Annotated in this window: 2 protein-coding genes; both read left to right on the top strand. The window is 62.2% G+C overall.

Going from position 1 to position 23,031, the window contains the following annotated elements:
* Positions 1-176 precede the first annotated feature (176 nt).
* Positions 177-11,144, top strand: coding sequence for a non-ribosomal peptide synthetase (locus PMI22_RS24320; protein WP_007943441.1), 10,968 nt, complete (start codon positions 177-179; stop codon positions 11,142-11,144).
* Positions 11,144-22,906 (top strand): non-ribosomal peptide synthase/polyketide synthase, encoded by an 11,763-nt coding sequence (locus tag PMI22_RS24325; protein WP_007943440.1) that lies wholly within the window; start codon positions 11,144-11,146, stop codon positions 22,904-22,906. The genes PMI22_RS24320 and PMI22_RS24325 overlap by 1 nt, the downstream gene beginning before the upstream one ends.
* The last annotated feature ends 125 nt before the right edge of the window (positions 22,907-23,031 follow it).

The raw sequence follows: 23,031 nt of genomic DNA, 5'->3' as shown, positions 1-23,031 counted from the left end.
TCACATCGATGTTGAATGTGCCGCCGCCATCGCGAGCAGGCTCGCTCCCACAATGACACTCCGCGTTCTACCTCCTTCCTGATACTTATTCTCATTCGTTAATTTTTCCGGTGTGCATTCGTTTTATAGGGACGACGTGCCTTTGTGCTTCCCGCCACTGATCCGGATGCTTAGAAATGAATGCTGAAGACTCCTTGAAACTTGCTCGCCGGTTTATCGGGTTGCCCCTGGAAAAGCGCCAGATGTTCCTTGCGGCCTTGCAAAAGGAAGGCGTTGATTTCGCCCGTTTCCCCATTCCTGCCGGCGTCGAAGCCGAGGATCGCCAGGCGTTGTCGTACGCCCAGCAACGCATGTGGTTTCTTTGGCAACTGGATCCGCACAGCGGCGCCTACAACCTGCCGGGGGCGGTGCGCCTGAACGGGCGGCTGAATCTGCCCGCACTGGAGCAGGCGTTCGCCAGCCTCGTCGAGCGTCACGAAACCCTGCGCACGGTGTTCCAGCGCCAAGCTGACGACACGTTGCTGCAAGTACCAGCCGGCGCGCCGCTGGTGATCGATCATGTGGATTTCAGCGCGTTACCGGCACCAGAGCGCGAACTCGCGGTCGCACAAGCAGCCGGGCAGCAGTCGGTGCTGCCATTCGATCTTTCAGTCGGCCCTTTGCTACGCGTTACCTTGCTCAAACTCGCCGATCAGGAACACGTGTTGCTGCTGACCCTGCACCACATCGTGTCCGATGGCTGGTCGATGAACGTGCTGATCGACGAATTCATCCGTTGCTACGACGCGTTCGACGCGGGCGCCCAACCGCTACTCGCGCCATTGCCGATCCAATACAGCGACTATGCACTGTGGCAGCGACGATGGCTGGAAGCGGGGGAGCAGGCACGCCAACTCGATTACTGGAAAGCGCAATTGGGCGACGAACACCCGGTGCTGGAGCTGCCCACTGACCACCCGCGCCCGGCAATGCCGAGCTATCGCGGCACGCGTTACGAATTTGCCGTCGATGCGCAACTGGCCGAACAACTGCGCGCCACCGCGCAGAAACACAACATCACCTTGTTCATGCTGTTGCTCGGCGCCTTCAACGCGCTGCTGCATCGTTACACAGGGCAGACTGACATCCGCGTCGGCGTGCCCATCGCTAACCGTAACCGCGCCGAAATCGAAGGCCTGATCGGCTTCTTCGTCAACACCCAGGTGCTGCGCACGCAACTCGACGGCCAGACCCGCGTCGACGACTTGCTGCGCGCCATCAAGGAAACCGCCCTTGGTGCCCAGGCCCATCAGGACTTGCCGTTCGAGCGCTTGGTCGAGGCGCTGAAACTGGAACGCAGCCTCAGCCACACGCCGCTGTTCCAGGTGATGTACAACCACCAGCCGCAGGTTGCGGACATTGCCACCGTCAGCACCGCCTCTGGCCTGACACTCGGAGCAATTGAGTGGGAAGGGCGCACCACGCAGTTCGACCTTACCCTCGACACCTACGAAAAGGGCGGCAAGCTGCACGCCGCGCTGACCTACGCCAACGACCTGTTCGACGCCGACACCATCACGCGCATGGCGCAGCACTGGACCCGCCTGCTGCAAGGCATGGTCAGCGATCCGACGCAGCGCATCAGCGATTTGCCGCTGCTGGAAAGCGCGGAATACCAGCGCATCGTGCATGACTGGAACCGAGCTGACGAAAACTACCCGCAAGACCTGTGCATTCATGAACTGATCAGCCAACAAGCCGCGGACAGTCCGAATACATGGGCGGTGACCTTCGGCACCCAGCGGCTGACTTACGCTGAACTCGACATCCAGGCCAATCGCCTGGCGCACAAACTGATCGAAATGGGCGTCGGCCCGGAAGTCCGCGTCGGCGTAGCGATGCAGCGTTCGCAAAACCTGCTGGTGGCGTTGCTCGCGGTACTCAAGGCCGGCGGCGCCTATGTGCCACTGGACCCGGATTACCCGGTCGAGCGCGTCGCCTACATGCTCGAAGACAGTCGCGCCTTGGTATTGCTGACTGAACAATCCGTCGCCGCGACACTGACAGTGACCGCCGATACCCAAGTGTTGTTGCTGGACGACAAGGTATGGGCCGAATACCCGGCAAATGCCCCGCAAACCCGCGTCACGCCAGACAACCTTGCCTACGTCATCTACACCTCCGGCTCCACCGGCAAACCCAAAGGCGTGGCCATCGCCCATCGCAATGTGCTGGCGCTGATCGACTGGTCGGCATCGGTCTACAACCGCGAAGACATTCAAGGCGTGCTGGCCTCGACCTCGGTGTGCTTTGACCTGTCGGTGTGGGAACTCTTCGTCACGTTGGCCAACGGTGGCTCGGTGATCATCGCCCGCAACGCCCTGGAATTGCCGCAACTGCCGGCGCGGGATCAGGTGCGCCTGATCAACACCGTGCCGTCGGCGATCAATGCGTTGCAACGCGACGGGCAGATTCCGCCAAGCGTGCGCATCATCAACCTGGCCGGCGAGCCGCTGAAGCTGAGTCTGGTGGAGGCGCTGTATCAGCAGCCGACCGTCGAACATGTCTACGACCTGTATGGCCCGTCGGAAGACACCACGTATTCGACTTGGACCCGTCGCGAGGCCGGCGGATGCGCGAACATCGGTCGACCGCTCAAACACACTGCCAGTTATTTGCTGGATGCCGAGCTGCAACCGGTCCCGCAAGGCGTTTGCGCCGAGCTTTACCTGAGCGGCGCGGGCATCACCCGTGGTTACCTGGCACGCCCAGGCATGACTGCTGAAAAGTATGTGCCGAACCCTTTCGCCGATAATGGCGAACGTCTGTACCGCACCGGCGACCTGACTCGCTATCACGCCGAAGGCACGTTGCAATACATCGGGCGCATCGACCATCAGGTCAAGGTCCGGGGCTTTCGCATCGAGCTCGGTGAAATCGAAGCACGGCTGTTGCAGCAGGACGCCGTTCGCGAACTGGCGGTGCTGGCGCAGGATGGCGTCAACGGCCAGCAATTGGTCGCCTACATTGTGCCTAGCGATCCAGCGTTACTGGACGATGTCGACGCTCAAGCGACTCAGCGTGAAACCTTCAGAGCCGCGCTGCGCCAGCATCTGCCGGACTACATGGTCCCCGCGTTTCTGTTGTTCCTCGATCATCTGCCGCTGACCCCCAACGGCAAACTCGACCGCAAAGCCTTGCCTACAGTCGATGGTTCGCAGCAACAACGCGAACACGTCGCGCCGCGCAGCGTTCTGGAAAAATCTCTGGCCGCGATCTGGCAAGACGTACTGGCCATCGACAACGTCGGTCTGGAGGACAACTTCTTCGAACTGGGCGGCGATTCCATCGTGTCCATGCAAGTGGTCAGCCGCGCGCGTCAGGCCGGGATCGTGTTGAGCCCCAAAGACCTGTTCCAGCACCAGACCATCCGCAGCCTCGCTCAAGCGGCCCGCAGCGGCGAGCAGCCGTTGATCGACCAGGGCCCGGCAATGGGCGCGGTGGCGTTGGCGCCGGTGCAGCAGTGGTTTTTCGAGCAAGCGATCCCTGAGCGTCAACACTGGAACCAGTCGTTGCTGCTGGTGCCGCGTGAGGTGTTGAACGCCGAGACGCTGGACCGCGCCATCGAGCATTTGCTGACCCATCACGACAGTTTGCGCTTGCGCTATGAGCAGACCGTCGAAGGCTGGCAGCAGATCTACGACGCGCCGACCACGGAGTCGGTGTTGTGGCAGCGTCAGGCCCGGTCGCTCGAAGAACTCAATGCCCTGTGCGACGAAGCCCAACGCAGTCTTGATCTGCACAATGGGCCGCTAATGCGTGCGCTGCTGGTGGCCATGGCCGACGGTACACAACGCCTGCTGCTGGTGATTCATCACCTGGCGGTGGACGGCGTTTCCTGGCGGGTGCTGCTGGAAGATCTTCAGCGGTTCTACAGCGACGGCAGCATGTCGTTGGCGAAAACCAGCACGTATCAGCGTTGGGTAGAACGCCTGCAAGCGCACGTTCCAGCCATTGAGAAAAGCCTCGGTTATTGGCTGACCCAACTGAACAACGCACCGAATGCGCTGCCGTGCGAGCGCCCCAGTGGCGCGCTGGAAAACCGCTTCGAACAAAAACTCGAGCTCAAACTCGACACCGAGCAAACCCGCAAACTGCTGCAACACGCCCCGGCGGCCTATCGCACCCAAGTCAACGACTTGCTGCTGACCGCACTGGCTCGCGCGGTTTGCCGCTGGAGCGGGCAGGCCAGCGCGCTGATTCAGCTTGAAGGGCATGGCCGCGAAGACCTGTTCGATGACATCGACCTGACCCGCACCGTGGGATGGTTCACCAGCCTGTTCCCGGTCAATCTGGTGCCGTCGAGCGATCTCGGTACATCGATCAGAACAATCAAGGAACAGCTGCGTGGCGTGCCGGACAAGGGCCTCGGCTATGGCGCGCTGCGTTACCTGGGCAGCCCGGCGATTCGTGACGAACTGGCCGCGTTGCCGCAACCGCGCATCACCTTCAACTATCTGGGGCAGTTTGATCGTCAGTTCGACGATGGCGCGATGTTCGTGCCGTCCACCGAAGGCAACGGCGTGGCGCAGGATCCTTCGGCGCCGTTGGGCAACTGGCTGATGGTCGAAGGCCAGGTCTACGGTGGTGAGTTGTCGCTGAGCTGGGGTTTCAGCCGCGAGATGTTCGACACCGTGACTATCCAGCGCCTGGCAGACGATTACGCCCAGGAGCTCAAGGCGCTGATCGATCATTGCTGTGCCGTTGAAATGCCCCACGCTACGCCGTCGGACTTCCCGTTGGCGCGCATCAGTCAGGCGCAACTCGACGCATTGCCGGTCGCGACGCTTGAAGATGTGTATCCACTGTCGCCAATGCAGCAGGGCATGCTGTTCCACACGCTCTACGAACCGGAAGTCGGTGCCTACATCAGCCAGTTACGCCTGGACATTCACGGCCTCGATCCGCAGCGCTTTGCCCACGCCTGGCAGATCGCGCTGGAACGCCACGACATCCTGCGCAGCAGCTTCCACTGGCAAGGCCTCGACACCGCGCATCAGGCGATTGTCCGCGAAGTCCCGTTGCCACTTGAAGTGCTGGAAGCGAGCGACCCTGACGCACTGGCCGATGCCGAGCGCGCCCAAGGCTTCGAATTGGGCAGCGCGCCGCTGTTCCGCTTGAAACTCGTCCGCACCGGTTCCCACGATTGGCACCTGATCTACACCAGCCACCACATTTTGATGGACGGCTGGAGCAACGCGCAGTTGCTGGCCGAAGTCATTCAGCATTACGCCACCGGGCAATCCCTGCCCGCGCCGACCGGGCAATACCGTGATTACCTGGGCTGGTTGCAGCAGCAGTCGGCTGTTGCGGGCGAGCAGTTCTGGAAAGCTGCGCTGGCACCACTGGAGGCACCGACGTTGCTCGCCGAAGCCTTGCGCCCGCCGGTTGGTGTCGAGGGCTGCGGGGAATACCGCATTGCCCTGGACTGCCGCGCAACCCAGCGTCTGGCCGATTTCGCTCGCCAAGAGAAAGTCACCCTCAACACCGTCCTGCAAGCAGCGTGGAGCGTGTTGTTGCATCGCTACACCGGTCAGGATTGCGTGGTGTTCGGTGCCACCGTCGCCGGTCGTTCGGCGCCGCTGCCGGGAATTGAAGAACAACTTGGATTGTTCATCAACACGCTGCCACTGGTGTGCGTGATGAGGCCGGATTGCACCATCAGCCAATGGCTGAGCGAACTGCAAGGGCTGAATCTGGCCATGCGCGAGTTCGAGCATGTGCCGCTTTATGACATTCAGGGGTGGGCGGGACAGCAGGGTTCGGCGCTGTTCGACAGCCTGTTGGTGTTCGAAAACTTCCCGGTGGCCGAGGCGCTGAAACAGGGCGCACCGGCCGGGCTGTCGTTCGGCAACCTGCACAACCACGAACGCACGCATTATCCGCTGACGTTGGGCATCGAACTGGGCGAAAGCTTGAGCCTGGAATTCAGCTACGACACGGCGCGGTTCAGTGCAGCGCAGGTCGCTGAGTTGTCAGCCAACCTGCAGCATTTGTTGATGCGTTTGGTAGCACAGCCGGAGGCAGCATTGGGCGCGTTGGAACTGCTCGATGTCGATGGAAAACAGGCGCTGCTTGCGATCTGCCAAACGGCGCCGGTTCAGTTGTCCACAGCCTTATTGGTCCACGAGCAAATCGCCGCTCAGGCCGTCGCCACCCCTGACGCGCTGGCGTTGCAGGTCGACGGTCAGTCCCTCAGCTACGTGCAGTTGAATACACAGGCTAACCGTCTGGCCCATCGCCTGATTGAAAACGGCGCCGGCCCCGGCCAACGCGTCGGACTGGCGCTGCACCGTGGCCCGCAACTGATCGTCAGCTTGCTGGCGGTGCTGAAAAGTGGCGCTGCGTATGTGCCGCTGGACCCGAGCTACCCAGCGGAACGGTTGGCGTACATGATCGATGACAGCCGGCTCGACGTGCTGCTGTGCGAATCCGGTCTGCTGGAAGATGTGCCCGGCGTGCGTCGTCTCAACCTCGACGACAACGCCGGTTACTCCGACAGCAATCCGGCCAATAACGCGGTCGGCGAAGACCTGGCCTACGTCATCTACACCTCCGGCTCCACCGGCCAACCCAAAGGCGTGGCCATCGCCCATGCTGCGTTGCGCGAGTTCTGCCAGAGCGCCGCCGACTATTCGATGCTGTCGGCGGCGGACCGTGTGTTGCAGTTCGCAACCTTCAGTTTCGACGGATTCGTCGAACAGTGCTTCCCGGCGCTGTGCGTCGGCGCTGCGTTGATCATGCGCGGTGATGAGTTGTGGGATGCCGGGCGACTGGCTTCTGAAATCGTCGAGCAGGGCGTGACCGTAGCGGACTTGCCCGCCGCTTACTGGTACCTGCTGGCCCGCGAGTGCGCGAGCGGTGTGGTGCGCAATCTCGGTAATTTGCGTCAGGTGCATGTCGGCGGCGAAGCGATGTCGGTCGAAGGTTTGCGCTTGTGGCATCAGGCCGGATTGAGCCACGTGCGACTGCTTAACACTTACGGTCCGACCGAAGCGACCGTGGTGTCCAGCGTGCATGAATGCCGACTCGACGATGCCAGTGACGCATTTGGCATCCCGATTGGTCGTGCCATTGCCGGTCGTGCGTTGTATGTGCTGGACGCGTCCGGCCAATTGCTGCCCAACGGTGGCGTTGGCGAGCTGTGCATCGGTGCACCGGCCTGCCTCGCGCAAAGCTACTTCGATCGTCCGGCGCTGACCGCCGAACGCTTCCTGCCGGACCCGTTCGCCCGTGAGCCGGGTGCGCGGCTGTACCGCAGTGGCGATCTGGCGCGCTACAACGCTGCCGGACATCTGGAATACGTCGGCCGTATCGATCAACAAGTGAAGATTCGCGGTTTGCGCATTGAAATGGGCGAGATCGAAGCGTGTCTGCAAGCCTGCGAGGACGTGCGCGAAGCGGCGGTCATCGCTCAGGACGGCACGCGGCTGGTGGCGTACATCGTAGTCAGCGATGCGGTGGTTTCTGAAGCTGACTATCTGGAAGGCCTCAAGGCTGTTCTGCGTCAGTCATTGCCGGAATACATGGTGCCAAGCCACCTGATCCTGCTGGCCAGACTGCCGCTCAACAATAATGGCAAACTGGATCGCAGGGCCTTGCCCCGCGTTGAAACCAGCGACGCACAACGTGATTTTGTAGCCCCGGTCCAAGGGCTGGAAACGCAACTGGCGCTGATTTGGCAGGACGTGTTGCAGGTCGAGCGAGTAGGGCGCAACGACAACTTCTTCGAACTGGGCGGTCACTCGTTGCTGGTGCTTCAGGTGATCTCGCGGGTGCGTCAGCACTTGCACCTCGAACTGTCGGTGAACAGCCTGTTCTCGGCGGCGACTCTGGCGGAATTTGCCGAGCGTGCGGCGCTGGCTAGCGTCAGCGGCCAACCGATCCTGCAACCTGCGCCTGTCGATCAACCGCCGATGCTGTCGTACGCCCAGCAGCGCCAATGGATTCTCTGGCAGCTGGACCCGCAAAGCCCGGCCTACAACATTCCCGCCGCGCTGCGCCTCAAGGGCTCGCTCAACCTCGGTGCCTTGCGCGAAGCCTTCGCTCAATTGCAGGCCCGTCACCAAACACTGCGCACGACATTCGAACAGGATGGTCAGCAGGCCCGTCCGGTGCTGCATGACACGCTGGCGCTGCAACTGGAACAGCGCACGCTCGATCAATTGTCGGTCGACAGCGCGGTGGCGGAAGAAATCGCCCGGCCATTCGACTTGCGTAACGGTCCGCTGTGGCGCGTGTTGCTGCTGCAAGTGAACACCGACGAACACGTGCTGGTGCTGACCGTGCACCACATCGCCGCCGATGGCTGGTCGATGCAGGTCATGGTTGATGAGTTCAGTGCGTTGTATCAGGCCGCCGTCGACGGCAACGCTGCCAACCTGAACAGCCTGCCGGTGAACTACAGCGACTTCGCCCGCTGGCAGCGCGACTGGCTGGAGGCCGGCGAGGGCGCGCGGCAACTGGGGTGGTGGAGCGAGCAACTGGCCGGCAGCCAGACACCGCTGCAATTGCCCAGTGAACTGATCCGCCCCGCCCGACGCAGCGAGCGCGGAGCCAGCCTGATGCTCAATGTTGATCGCGAGTTGCTCGCCGGTTTGCGTCACCGTGCCCAGGAGCAGCAAGTCACGCTGTTCATGCTGCTGCTGGCGAGTTTCCAGACCTTGCTGCATCGCCAGAGCGGGCAGTCGAGCATCAGCGTTGGTGTACCGAGCGCGGGACGTTCGCGCCTCGAAACCGAAGGCCTGATCGGCTTCTTCATCAACACCCAGGTGCTGCGTGCCGAGATCGACGGGCAGCAGCCATTCAGTGCGTTGCTGCAACAGGTCAAACAGGTTGCATTGGGCGCGCAGGCCAACCAGGACGTGCCGTTCGAGCAATTGGTCGACGCCTTGCAACCGGACCGCAGCCTCAATCACAGCCCGTTGTTCCAAGTGCTCTACAACCATCAGCAGCAAATGGGGTCGCGCGTCGAACGTAAGGTGGCCGACTTGCAGGTCGAGCGTCTGCACTGGCAGCAACACACTACGCAATTCGATCTGGTACTCGATACTCAGGAGCACGACGAAGCGCTGGATGCCAGCCTGACTTACGCCACGCAGGTGTACGACGAGGCGTCGATGCAGCGTCTCGCCGAGCAGTGGCTCAACCTGCTGCGTGCGGTGGTCAAGAACCCACAGCAACGCGTTGCCGAACTGCCGTTGCTGCAAGCTCCGCAATACGAGGCGTTGGTCCAGCACTGGAACCCGGTATTCGAGGCGCAACCATCGTCGCCGACCTTGCACCAATTATTCGAAGCTCAGGCTGCGCAACGACCGAACGCAATAGCACTGGTCTACGAGGGTGAGCAACTGAGCTACGCCGCGCTCGACGCAAAGTCGAACCGACTGGCGCGCAAACTGCGCAAGCAGGGCGTCGGCCCCGAGGTCCGTGTCGGCATCGCCACCGAGCGGGCGATGCCGCTGGTGGTGGGCTTGCTGGCGATTCTCAAGGCAGGCGGGGCTTATGTGCCGCTCGACCCGCAATACCCGGCCGAGCGTCTGAGCTACATGATCGAGGACAGCGGCATCACAATGCTGCTGACTCAACAGCATTTGATTGACGGTTTGTCGGCTCGCGATGGCGTGCAGGTATTGAGCCTCGAATCGTTGGAGCTGGAGGCCTGCAGCGATGAAAACCTGCCTGCGCTTGCGACCCCGGACAACCTGGCCTATGTGATTTACACCTCCGGCTCTACCGGCCGGCCGAAAGGTGCATTGCTCAGCCATGCCAACGTCGGGCGCCTGCTGACAGCCACCGCGGACGAGTTCAACTTCGGCCCTGACGATGTCTGGACGCTGTTCCATTCCTATGCCTTCGACTTCTCGGTGTGGGAGCTGTTTGGTTCGCTGTGCACCGGCGGGCGTCTGGTGATCGTGCCATATGACATCAGCCGCGAGCCGCAAGCGTTTCACCGTTTGCTCTGCGATGAGGGCGTGACGGTGTTGAACCAGACCCCGAGTGCTTTCCGCCAGCTGTTGCCGGTGGCTTGCGCCAGCGAACGAAGCCTGGCGCTGCGTCAGGTGATTTTCGGCGGTGAAGCGCTGGAAGTCGCCAGCCTGCGCCCTTGGTTCGAACGCTTCGGCGATCAGCAGCCAACCCTGGTCAACATGTACGGCATTACCGAAACCACGGTGCACGTGACCTACCGCGCGATTCGTCTGACCGACCTCGACGGCAAGGCCCAGAGCCCGATTGGCCTGCCGATCCGCGACCTGCGCTGGTACTTGCTCGACAGCCAGTTGCAGCCGGTGCCGGTGGGTGTGGCGGGTGAGTTGTACATTGCCGGCGCCGGTCTGGCGCGTGGTTATCACGGGCGTTTCGGCCTGACCGCCGAGCGTTTTGTGCCGAGCCCGTTCGAGGCTTCTCAACGCCTGTATCGCAGCGGCGATCTGGCGCGCCAGCGTGGCGACGGCAGCATCGATTACCTCGGGCGCATCGACCAGCAAGTGAAGATTCGCGGGTTCCGCATCGAACTCGGCGAAATCGAGGCCGCGCTGCTGGCCCAGCCGGGCGTGCGCCAAGCGGTATTAAACGTTCACAACGGCGACGGCGGACCGCAGTTGTGCGCCTACGTCGTGGCCGAGCACACCCCGCATGACCCGATCGCCTGGCGTGATCACCTGCGCACTGCGCTCAAGGTCGATCTGCCGGACTACATGGTGCCGAGCCACTGGCTGCTGCTCGATGCCTTGCCACTGACCGGCAACGGCAAGCTCGACCGCAAGGCCTTGTCAGTGCCAGATGCCGAGGACTGGCAACGTCCGTTCGAAGCCCCCGAAGGCGACCTCGAACCGCAACTGGCGGCGATCTGGGCCGAGGTGCTGGGCGTGGCGCAGATCGGCCGGCGCGATAACTTCTTTGAATTGGGCGGGCACTCGCTGCTCGCCGCCCAGGCCAGTGCCCGTGTGGAACTGGAGCTGGGCATCGAGCTGCCGCTGCGTGCGCTGTTCGAATCCACCGACCTGCAGGCTTATGCCGCCATGGCCGGGCAACACGCTCCGGCTGACCACGATGCACGTCTGGATGCGCTTGAGTCGCTTCTCGACGAGATGGAGATCAACTGATGGAACACACCACTGCCCAGCGCATCGCCAGCCGCTTCGCCGGCCTGCCTGCCGACAAACGCCGTGAGTTTCTGAGCCGTATGCAGGAGCAGGGCGTGAGCTTCGGCCAACTGCCGATTCCGCCGGCCAGAGAACCGCAAAATAGCTTCGAACTGTCGTACGCGCAGCAGCGCCAATGGTTCCTCTGGCAGCTTGATCCGCAGAGTTCGGCGTACAACATTCCGGCGGCGTTGCGCTTGCACGGGCCGTTGAATGTCGCGGCGTTGCAGCAGAGCTTTGACGTGTTGCTGGAGCGGCATCTGAGCCTGCGCAGCCGGTTCGTCGAGGATGACGGTCAGGTGGTGCAGACGCTGGCCGAGTTCACCTCGCTGCCGATTGAGACAATCGACATGCGCGGCGAACCTCAGGAAAATCGCCTGGATTTCGCAATGAAAAGCGTCGAACAGGAGATTGCGCGGCCGTTCGATCTACAACACGGTCCGCTGTTGCGAGTCAGTCTTTTGCAACTGGACGACGAAGATCATGTGCTGTTGTTGACGTTGCATCACATCGTCACCGATGGCTGGTCGATGGGAGTGCTGGTGGAGGAATTCTCCCGGCTCTACGCCGCGCATTGCCAAGGGCAGAATGCGGCACTGGAACCGCTGCCAATCCAGTATTGCGATTACGCCCTGTGGCAACGCCGCTGGATGGAAGCGGGCGAACTGGATCGTCAGCTCAACTGGTGGCGCGAGCGTCTGGGCAGCGAACAACCGCTGCTGGAATTGCCCACCGACCGCCCACGTCCGGCGCAACCGAGCCAGCGCGGTGCGCGCCTGGATCTCGCCCTCGATGCGAACCTGGCCAGCGGGTTGATGAACTTGGCCAAACAACGCGGCGTCACGCCGTTCATGCTGTTGCTGGCAAGCTTCCAGGCGTTGATCTATCGCTACAGTGGTCAGTCCGACGTGCGCGTTGGCGTGCCGATCGCCAACCGCAACCGCACTGAAACCCGGGGCCTGATCGGCTTCTTCGTCAACACCCAGGTCATGCGTGCGGAACTGGATGGACGTCTGCCATTCAGCCAATTGCTCGACCAGACCCGTACCGCGTCGCTGGATGCCCAGGATTATCAGGACTTACCGTTCGAGCGGCTGGTGCAGGCGCTGCAAGGTGAACGCAGCCTGAGCCACAGCCCGCTGTTCCAGGTGATGTTCAACCACCAGCAAGCCAAACCGGCGGCGGTCAGCGGCTTGCTCGCCGGCCTGCGCGTAGAAGCGCTGAACGCCACGGCGCACACCACGCAATTCGACCTGCAACTGGATACGCAGGAGGAGGGCGACAAATTGTTCGCCAGCCTGACGTATGCCACCGATTTGTTCGACGCCGAGCGTATCGAGGATTTGGCCCGTCATTGGCGCAACCTGTTGGTCGGCGTGCTGGCGAATCCGCAATGCCCGCTCGCCGAGTTACCGCTACTGGACGCCGACGAGCGCCTGCGCATTCTCGATGACCTCAACGCCACCGCTCAGACCTATCCGGGTGAAGTGTGCGTGCAGCGGCATTTCGAAGAACGCGTAGTCGAAAACGGGGAGGCGACGGCGCTGGTATTTAAGGACCAGGCCATGAGTTACGCCCAATTGAACCGGTGCGCCAACCGTTTGGCCCATCACTTGCGCACTCAGGGCGTCGGCCCGGAAGTGCTGGTGGGGATTGCCTGCGACCGTTCGTTTGAAATGGTCGTCGGCCTGCTGGCGATTCTCAAGGCGGGCGGCGCTTATGTGCCGCTGGACCCGGAATACCCGCTGGATCGGTTGAGTTACATGATCGAAGACAGCGGCATTTCGCTGTTGTTGACCCAGGAACATTTGCTGGCGCAATTGCCGACCCCCGATAACGTGCGGACCTTGTGCCTGCGCGCCGAGGCCGATTGGCTGAGCGAACTGCCGGGCAACGATCTACCGAACCTTGCCGTCGGCGAAAACCTCGCCTACGTGATTTACACCTCCGGTTCCACCGGCAAACCCAAGGGCGCGGGCAACCGCCATGTGGCGCTGCACAATCGTCTGGAATGGATGCAGCAAGCTTACAACTTGCTGCCCTCGGACCGCGTGTTGCAAAAAACCCCGTTCAGTTTCGACGTGTCTGTGTGGGAGTTTTTCTGGCCGCTGATGAAGGGCGCCACGCTGGTGATCGCCTCACCGGGTGAACATCGCGATCCACAACGCCTCGCCAGGTTGATCGTCGAACAGGCAGTCACCACGCTGCACTTCGTGCCGTCGATGCTTTCGGCGTTTATCGCTGCCGACGAGGCGCTGGCCTGCACCTCGCTGCAACGGATCATTTGCAGCGGTGAAGCGCTGCCGATGGAGCTGCAACGCCAAGCCCTGCGCAGCTTGCCGCAAGCCAACCTCTACAACCTCTATGGCCCGACCGAAGCAGCCATCGACGTGACGCACTGGACCTGCGTGGAAGAGGGCCGCGACAGCGTGCCGATTGGCCGTCCGATTGCCAACCTGCGCACCTGCATCCTCGACAGCGAACTGCAACCGTTGCCGCTGGGTGCGGTGGGCGAGTTGTACCTCGGTGGCGTCGGTCTGGCGCGCGGGTATCACCTACGGGGTGCGCTGACCGCCGAGCGTTTCGTGGTCGATCCGTTTGGTAGCGGCGAGCGTTTGTACCGCACCGGTGACTTGGCGCGTTATCGCGCCGACGGTGCCATTGATTACTGCGGGCGTATCGACCACCAGGTGAAGATTCGCGGCTTGCGCATCGAACTGGGGGAAATCGAAGCGCGCCTGCAAGAACATGCCGACGTGCAGGAAGCCGTGGTGCTGGCCCTCGACGGCCCAAGCGGCAAGCAACTGGTTGCGTACGTCGTGCCGCAGGATCGCGCATTAGTGGGCGCCGATAACGAACAGCAAAACACGTGGCGCGAAAACCTGAAAAGCCATCTGCTCGCCAGCCTGCCGGATTACATGGTGCCGGTGCAGACCGTGCTGGTCGAACAAATGCCGCTCAGCCCCAACGGCAAACTCGACCGAAAACGCCTGCCAGCACCGACCGCGCAGATCAGCCAACGCGCCTTCGAAGCGCCGCGCAGCGAACACGAACAGGTTCTGGCAAAGATCTGGCAAGACGTGCTGGGCGTGGAACCGGTCGGGCGTCAGGACAACTTCTTTGAACTGGGCGGCGACTCAATCATCTCGATTCAGGTGGTCAGTCGCGCGCGTCGCGCCGGTCTGAGCCTGCAACCCCGAGACCTGTTCCAGCAGCAGACCCTGCAAGCCCTCGCGGCAGTGGTCAAAGAACAAGCGGCACCACAGGCGCAACAAGGGCCGGTGGAAGGCGTGCAAACACTCACGCCGATCCAGCGCTGGTTCTTCGACGAACCAATCCCGCAACGCGCGCACTGGAACCAGGCCGTGCTGCTGACGCCGCGCGAAACCCTCGAATTAGCGCGCCTGCAAGCTGCACTGCAACGCCTGCTCAAGCAGCACGATGCGCTGCGGTTGCGCTTCAGTCAGGTCGATGGTCAATGGTCGGCACGTTATGTCGGGGCTGACAGCGCTGACGTGATCGACATGCTCTGGACCGCCCGCGTCGCCAACGAGGCCTCGTTGGAATCGGTGTGCGACGAAGCGCAACGTAGCCTCAGCCTGCAAGACGGGCCGTTGCTGCGGGTGGCATTGATTGCCCAGGCCGATGGCTCCCAGCGGTTGCTGTTGGTGGTTCACCACCTGGCGGTGGATGGTGTGTCCTGGCGGGTATTGCTGGAAGACTTGCAGGCTGCCTACCTTGGGCAGGATCTGCCGCCCAAGACCAGCGCTTTCCAGGCCTGGGCCGAAAAACTCGACGCCTATGCACGCTCCGAAGCCGCCACCGACGAACTGAGCTGGTGGCAGGCGCAGCTCAGCGTGGCGAATGATTCACTACCAGCGGCCAATGTCGGGGCCAGTCAGGCCGGGTATCTGCGCCAAGGCGTCAGCATCGGCCTGGACCGCGAACAAACCCGGCAATTGTTGCAACAAGCGCCAGCGATTTACCGCACACAGGTCAATGATCTGCTGCTGACTGCATTGGCCCGCACCCTCAGCCGCTGGACCGGTCTCGAATCGTCTCTGATTCAACTCGAAGGCCATGGCCGCGAAGAACTGTTCGACGACATCGATCTGACCCGCACCGTTGGCTGGTTCTCCAGCCTGTTCCCGGTTTGCCTTACGCCAACCACCGACCTTGCTGGTTCGATCAAGGCGATCAAGCAGCAACTGCGCGAGATCCCCGGCAAAGGACTGGGTTACGGCCTGTTGCGCTACATGGGCGATGCGTCGACCCAAGCCGCATTGGCTGCATTACCGCAAGCGCGGGTGACGTTCAACTACCTCGGCCAGTTCGACCAGAGCTTCGCCGAGGACGCGTTGTTTACCCCGGCGCGCGAATCCAGCGGAGCCGCGCAATCGGCGCAGGCCCCGTTGTCGAACTGGCTGTCGGTGGACGGTCAGATCTATGGCGGTGAGCTGAAACTCGACTGGACCTTCAGCCGCGAGTGCTTTGATCAGCGCGAGATCGAAGCGCTGGCCGCGGATTACCAGCGCGAATTGCTGGCGTTGATCGCCCATTGCCTGAGCGATGGCGCGGGCGGCGTGACCCCGGCGGACTTCCCGTTGGCGCGCCTGACTCAGGCACAACTCGATGGCCTGCCGGTGCCGCCGGCGCAGATCGAAGACGTCTATCCGCTGTCGCCGATGCAGGCCGGTTTGTTGTTCCACAGCTTGTATGAGTCAGCGTCTGGCGCGTACGTGAACCAGCTGAACGTCGAAGCCCGTGGCCTCGATGCCGAACGACTGGGCCGCGCCTGGCAGGCGGGGCTCGACACCCATCCGATCCTGCGCAGCAGTTTTCACTTTCCCGATGGCTTCGAAGCGCCGGTGCAACTGGTCCATCGTCATTTGCAATTGCCGATGACCTGCCTCGACTGGCGCGGTCGCAGCGATCAGGTCGAAGCACTCGCACAGTTGATCGACAGTGAACGCCTGCAACTCGATCCGCTTCGGGCGCCATTGATGCGCTTGACTCTGGTGCGACTCGACGATGAACGCCAGCAACTGATCTACACACACCATCACCTGTTACTGGATGGCTGGAGTAATTCGCTGCTGCTGAGCGAAGTGTTGCAGCGGTATGCCGGGCAGGCAGTACCGGCGCCAACCGGGCGTTTTGCCGATTACATTGGCTGGCTGCAACGTCAGGATGCGCAGGCGGATGAACTGTTCTGGCGCGAGCAACTGTCGACCCTCGACAACCCGACGTTGTTGGCGCAGAGCCTGGCCCATGGCGACTGTAACAACCTGTCGACGACAGCGTTTGCCGATCATCGCCAGACTTTCGACGTCGTCACCAGCCAACGCTTCAGCGATTTCGCCCGCCAGCAAAAAGTCACGCTCAACACCTTGGTGCAAGGTGCGTGGGCGCTGCTGTTGCAGCGCTACAGCGGCCAACGCAGCGTCGCGTTCGGCGCGACCGTGGCCGGCCGGCCAGTGGACTTGCCAGGCGCCGAAAGCCAGCTCGGGCTGTTCATCAATACCTTGCCGGTGATCAGCACGCCGGACGCGGTTGAAAGCGTCGGCCACTGGCTGAGCCGTTTGCAGGCGCAGAACCTCGAATTGCGGGAACATGAATTCACCGCGTTGGGTGACATTCAACGCTGGGCCGGACGCGCAGGCGAGTCGTTGTTCGACAGCCTGCTGGTGTTCGAAAACTTCCCGGTCGCCGAGGCACTGCAACAAGGTGCGCCAGCCGGTTTGAGCTTCTCCATCCCGCACAACCACGAACGCACCAACTTCCCGTTGACCTTGGCGGCCACCGCCGAAAGCCAGCTCAGCCTTAACTGGAGCTACCAGTGCAGCCACTTCAGCAGCGACGCGATGGTACGCATGAGCGAGCATCTGGCCGCGCTGCTGGCGGCGATGGTCGCCGCGCCCAATGCGGCATTGAGTGAGCTGGACTTGCTGACCGCGCCGGAGCGTGCGCAACAGTTGCTGGAGTGGAACCCGCCGTTCACCGCAACGCAAAACCCGCTATGCGTACATCAGTTGATCGAAGCCCAGGCTGTTGTCCGCCCGGATGCCACGGCACTGATCTTCAATGACCTGCAATTGAGCTTCGACCAACTCAATCGTCGCGCCAATCAACTGGCCCACCGCCTGCGCGCACTGGGCATCGGCCCGGAAGTGCGAGTCGGCCTGGCCATGCAGCGCTCGCCGGAAATGATCATCGGGCTGTTGGCGGTTCTCAAGGCCGGCGGCGCTTACGTACCGCTGGACCCGGCGTACCCGGCCGAACGTCTGCGCTACCTGATGGAAGACAGCGGCATTTCGCTGCTGATCAGCCAATCGTGGCTGCGGGAAAAACTGCCGTTGCCGCAAGGATTGCCGGTGCTCGAAGTCGACCTCGAACCGCTGGCGTCGATGGCTGAAACCAACCCGATCAACCTGACTTGCGGTGAAAACCTCGCGTACCTGATTTACACCTCAGGCTCCACCGGGCGGCCTAAAGGCGTGAGCGTCGCTCACGGTCCGCTGGCCATGCACTGCCTGTCGATTGGCGAGTTGTACGGCATGACCCCGGACGACCGCGAGCTGCAATTTGCCTCGATCAGCTTCGACGGCGCCCACGAGCGCTGGTTGACGCCGCTGGTGTTCGGGTCGGCGGTGATGCCGCGCGACGATGAGTTGTGGAGCGTTGAGCGCACCTGCGCGGAAATCGAAAAACACGGCATCACCATCGCCTGCTTCACCCCGAGTTATCTTGGCCAGATCGCCGATTTCATGGGCGAAGCGGGGCGTGATCTGCCGATCCGTTCCTATACCCCATGCGGCGAAGGCATGGCCAAACATGCGTTCGACGAAGTCCAGCAGGTGCTGCAACCCAAGCGCCTGATCAATGGCTATGGCCCGACCGAGACAGTGATCACGCCGCTGATCTGGCTGGCCTATCCGGATACCGAATTCGATTCGGCGTTCATGCCGATTGGCCGGCCGGTGGGCAATCGCAGCGCCTATATTCTGGACGGTGGCTTGCAGCCTCTGCCGGTGGGCGTGGCGGGTGAGTTGTACCTGGGCGGCGAGGGCGTCGCGCGGGGTTACCATCAGCGTCCCGATTTGACGGCGGAGCGCTTCGTGCCGGATCCGTTTGTACCGGGCGCACGTTTGTATCGCAGTGGCGACCTCGCACGGTTCCGTGTCGACGGTGTGGTTGAATACCTCGGGCGGATCGATCAGCAAGTGAAGATTCGCGGGTTCCGGATTGAGCTCGGCGAAATCGAAGCCTGCCTGCTCGAACACGAAGGCGTGCGTGAAGCCTTCGTGATCGACCGCGAGGGCCCGGTCAGTCGCCAATTGGCCGGTTACGTGGTGCCGCGCGATCCGCTCGCCGATGAGCAGGCGTTGCGTGAAAAGCTGACGGTTCATCTACGCAGCCGCTTGCCGGCGCACATGCTGCCGGCGCATTTGATGTGCCTGGCGGCATTGCCACTGACGCCGAACGGCAAGCTTGATCGTCAAGGGCTGCCAGCCCCGGAAGCCACTCGACCACACCACGATCACGTGACCGCCGCGTCGCCCGCAGAAGCGTTACTGGTGGAGATTTGGCAAGAGCTGCTGGGGCTGGACTCGGTGGGTGTCACCGAAAACTTCTTTGAACTGGGCGGTGATTCGATCATCTCGCTGCAAGCGGTGAGCCGCGCCGGGCAGCGCGGGTTGGTGTTCAGTCCCAAGCAATTGTTCGAGCAGCAGACGATTCGTGCACTCGCCGCCGTGGCTGGCAGTCGTGATGCAGCGTTGGTTGAGGCGCCGAAAGTCGCAGCTTTCTCGCTGGTGCCACACATCGACCTCGCCGCCCGTGAAGGTCTGCAAGACTTGTATCCGCTATCTCCGATGCAGCAGGGCATGCTGTTCCATTGCCTCGATTCGCCGGAACTCAACCCCTACGTCAACCTGTTGAGCGTGGCGGTGGACGTTTTGCAGGTGCCGCGTTTCCGTGCGGCCTGGCAGGCGTTGGTTGAGCGTCACGAAGTGCTGCGCGCCGCGTTCCGCTGGCGCGATGGGTTGGCCGACCCGCTGCAAGCGGTGTTCGCCGACGTCGAGTTGCCGATCGAAGAGCTTGACTGGCGTGAGCGGTCTGACACCGAACAGGCACTGAGCGAACTGGCAGCAGCGGAACAAGCCAAGGGTTTCGACCTGAGCTGCCCGCCGCTGATGCGCTTTATCCTGGTTCGCCTCGGTGATGATCGCCACCAAATGATCTGGATTTACCATCACTTGTTGCTGGACGGCTGGAGTGCTTCGCGGTTGTTGGCCGATATGCTGCGCCTGTACCACAACGACACGTTGCCGACCCTGACCGGTCGCTACGCCGATTACATCGCCTGGCTGCAATGTCAGGACGGGGCACAGGCCGAAGGCTTCTGGCGCGAGCGCCTGGCGTTGCTCGAAGAACCGACCATTCTGGCCAAGGCCTCGGGTGCCGCAGGCTCCGGCCACGGCGTGATGTACAGCAACCTCGACGCCGATGCGACACGCAAACTCCACACCTTCGCCAAGCGTCAACGCGTGACCCTGAACACGCTGGTGCAAGGCGCGTGGCTGCTGTTGCTGCAACGCCACAGCGGTCAACGCAGTGTCGCATTCGGTGCCACGGTAGCGGGGCGCCCGACGGGACTTGCAGGGGCACAGGACATGCTCGGCCTGTTCATCAACACCTTGCCGGTGATCCAGACCCTTGACCCGCAACAGCCGTTGGGCGAGTGGTTGCGCGAGTTGCAGGACTACAACCTGATGGTCCGCGACTATGAACACACGCCGTTGTCGGACATTCAGCGCTGGGCCGGGCAGGGTGGCCAGGGCTTGTTCGACAGCATCATCGTGTTCGAAAACCATCCGGTGGACCGTGCGTTGCGCGGGGGCGAGGAAGGAGAGCTGCGCTTTGCCGAAGTCGGAAGTGGCGGCGTGACTAACTTCCCGATGGACTTGATGGTCAGTGCCAACGAAGAAGGCCTGGAAGTCGAGTACCTGTTCCTGCGGGATCGCTTTAGTGAGGTAGAAGTAGAACGGATTCGTGCGCAGCTCGAAGGGTTGTTGCGTGCGTTACCGGAGGACGCGACGTGTCTGCTCGGCAATATTGGTTTGCCTGAATCGCGCATCAGCCTGGCGCAAGCGTCGGCCGACAGCGCCGATCTGCTGCACGCCTTTAATCAGCATGTACTCACGCAACCGCAGAAAATCGCCTTGTTCTGTGAGGATCGCGAAGTCAGCTACGCCGAACTTGAGGCGTTGGCTAATGGACTGGCACTGCAATTGATCGCTCGCGGCATCGGCCCGGAAAGTCTGGTAGCCGTGGCGCTGCCGCGTTCCGAACGCACGATTGTCGCGTTCCTCGCGGTGCTGAAAGCAGGGGCGGCTTTCTTGCCTTTGGACCTGGCGTACCCGGCCGAGCGACTGGCCTACATGTTGAGCGATTCGAGCGCCAGCCTGCTGCTTTGCGACAGCGATCTCGGCGAGCGGTTGACCCTGGCTGATCACCCGCCACGCCTGCTGCTCGATCAGTTGAGCTTTGCCGATAAGTACGCGTGCCCGGTTTCCACCCCGTTGCCAGGGCATCTGGCGTACCTGATTTACACCTCCGGCTCCACCGGCCAACCGAAAGGCGTGGCCGTGGAACGCGGGCCGATTGCCCGGCATTGCCGAGGCATTATTGACCTCTACGAACTGGCTCCACGCAGTCGCGAGCTTCACTTTATGTCGTTTGCCTTCGACGGCGCTCAGGAGCGCTGGCTGAGTGTGCTGTTGGCCGGCGGCAGTCTGGTGATCCGCGAGGACAGTTTGTGGACCCCGGAACACACCTTGGAGATGCTCCATCGTCATGCCATCACCGTGGCCTGCTTTCCGCCGGCGTACCTGCAACAGATGGCCGAAGTGGCCGAGCGTATGGGTAATCCGCCGGCGGTCGAGGTGTATTGCTTTGGCGGTGACGCGGTGCCGGACGCGAGTTTCGAACAGGTCAAGCGCACCTTGCGTCCGCAGCGTCTGGTCAATGGTTACGGCCCGACCGAAACCGTGGTCACGCCGCTGTTGTGGCGTGCCGAGGCCAGCGAAACCTGCGAGGCGGCCTATGCGCCGATTGGTCGAGGCGTGGCCGGGCGTGGGGTGTATGTGCTGGATGCCGACCTCAATCCCTTGCCGGTCGGAGTCAGCGGTGAGTTGTACCTGGGTGGTGAATGTCTGGCGCGGGGTTACCACCAGCGTCCCGACATGAGCGCCGAGCGCTTCATCCCTGATCCGTTCGAGGCCGGTGGCCGCATGTACCGCACCGGCGATCTGGTGCGCCAGCGCGAGTGCGGGTTGATCGACTATCTCGGGCGGCTTGACCAACAGGTGAAAATCCGTGGTTTCCGTATCGAATTGGGCGAAATCGAAGCGCGTTTGCGTGAGTGCGCGGCTGTGCAGGACGCCGCCGTGGTGGTCCATGAGACACCGACCGGCAAGCAATTGGTCGGTTATGTGGTGGCGGCCAGCGCTGTCGGGCTGGATCGTCGCTTGAAGTCTGAACTGCAAGCGCAACTGCCGGAATACATGGTGCCGGCGCGGATCATGGTGCTGGAGCGTTTCCCGCTATCGGCCAACGGCAAGCTCGACCGTCGCGCACTGCCTTCGCCTGAGTGGGCGCTCGGTGGATATCGCGCGCCGCGCAACGCACTGGAAACGGCGCTGACCGTGATCTGGCAAGAGGTGCTCGGCGTACCGCAGGTGGGCATCGACGACAATTTCTTTGAACTGGGTGGCGACTCGTTGCAGGTGCTCAAAGTCATCTCGCGGGTACGCAGCCAGCCGCAATCGGGCTTTGAATTGAAGCTGCGGGATTTGATGCAGAAACCCTGCATTGCCGAACTCAGTGGTTATCAGGTGGCTGAACCGGTGTCTGCGCCGGAGCCGTTGCTGGCACTGAACGCGCGAATCCCGAATGTGCCGGCGCTATTCTGCCTGCACGCCGGTTTCGGTACGGTGTTCGACTACGAACCGCTGGCGCGGCGCCTGGAAGGCCGGCGCACGGTGTACGGCGTGCAATGCCGCATGTTGCTTGATCCTCAGTGGCAGGACGAGTCGCTGGTGGCCATGGCGCAAGCCTATGCGCAGCGGATCCGCCATCAGCAAGCGAATGGACCGTATTACTTGCTGGGCTGGTCGTTGGGCGGAGCGCTGACGCAACTGGTCGCTCACGAACTGGAATCACAGGGTGAAACGGTTGCGTTTGCCGGGCTGGTCGACAGTTACGTGGTGGGCACTGCAGAGGCGGGGGACTGGCGTGAAGATCTGGGCGATTTCTTGAGATTTGTGCTCGGTCTGCCAGCCGATGAGGCGCAGGCGTTGATCGCGCTCAAAGCCGCTGACGTGAACGAGCGCGAGGGCTCTATCGCGGTGATCGAGGCGGCCATGCACGGTTCTAACGGGCAAGCCGCATTGGGTGCGGGGGAACTGACGCAGATCTTTGCCACCGGTTCACGCCTCAAGCAACTGGCACTGGCCCATCGACAACTGCCGGCGATTCAGGCCACGGCGCATCGCTGGTGGGTGGCCGGGCGCGACGATGAACGCCGGGTGTTTGAAACACAGGTCGGCCGTCACGGCGTAGATCGTTTGCTGGCGGGCGGGCACTACGAACTGCTGCGCGGTGACGAGTTGCTGGATGAGTTGGAAGACCTGCTGGAGCGCCGTTTGGCCATCGCTTAAACGGGAGCGCCACGGTCCCCTGTAGGAGCTGTCGAGTGAAACGAGGCTGCGATCTTTTTAAGATCAACATCAAAAGATCGCAGCCTCGTTTCACTCGACAGCTCCCACAAAATCTCCGCTCGTTT

Source organism: Pseudomonas sp. GM21, assembly GCF_000282215.1.
In the GTDB taxonomy this organism is placed as follows: Bacteria; Pseudomonadota; Gammaproteobacteria; order Pseudomonadales; family Pseudomonadaceae; genus Aquipseudomonas.
Note: the sequence above shows the minus strand (reverse complement) of the source record. Positions and strands in the feature narration are given on the sequence as shown.

Bases quoted from the DNA above. Each gene is read 5' to 3' on its own strand.
- PMI22_RS24320 (WP_007943441.1), top strand. From the start codon at position 177: ATGAATGCTGAAGACTCCTTGAAACTTGCTCGCCGGTTTATCGGGTTG.
- PMI22_RS24325 (WP_007943440.1), top strand. From the start codon at position 11,144: ATGGAACACACCACTGCCCAGCGCATCGCCAGCCGCTTCGCCGGCCTG.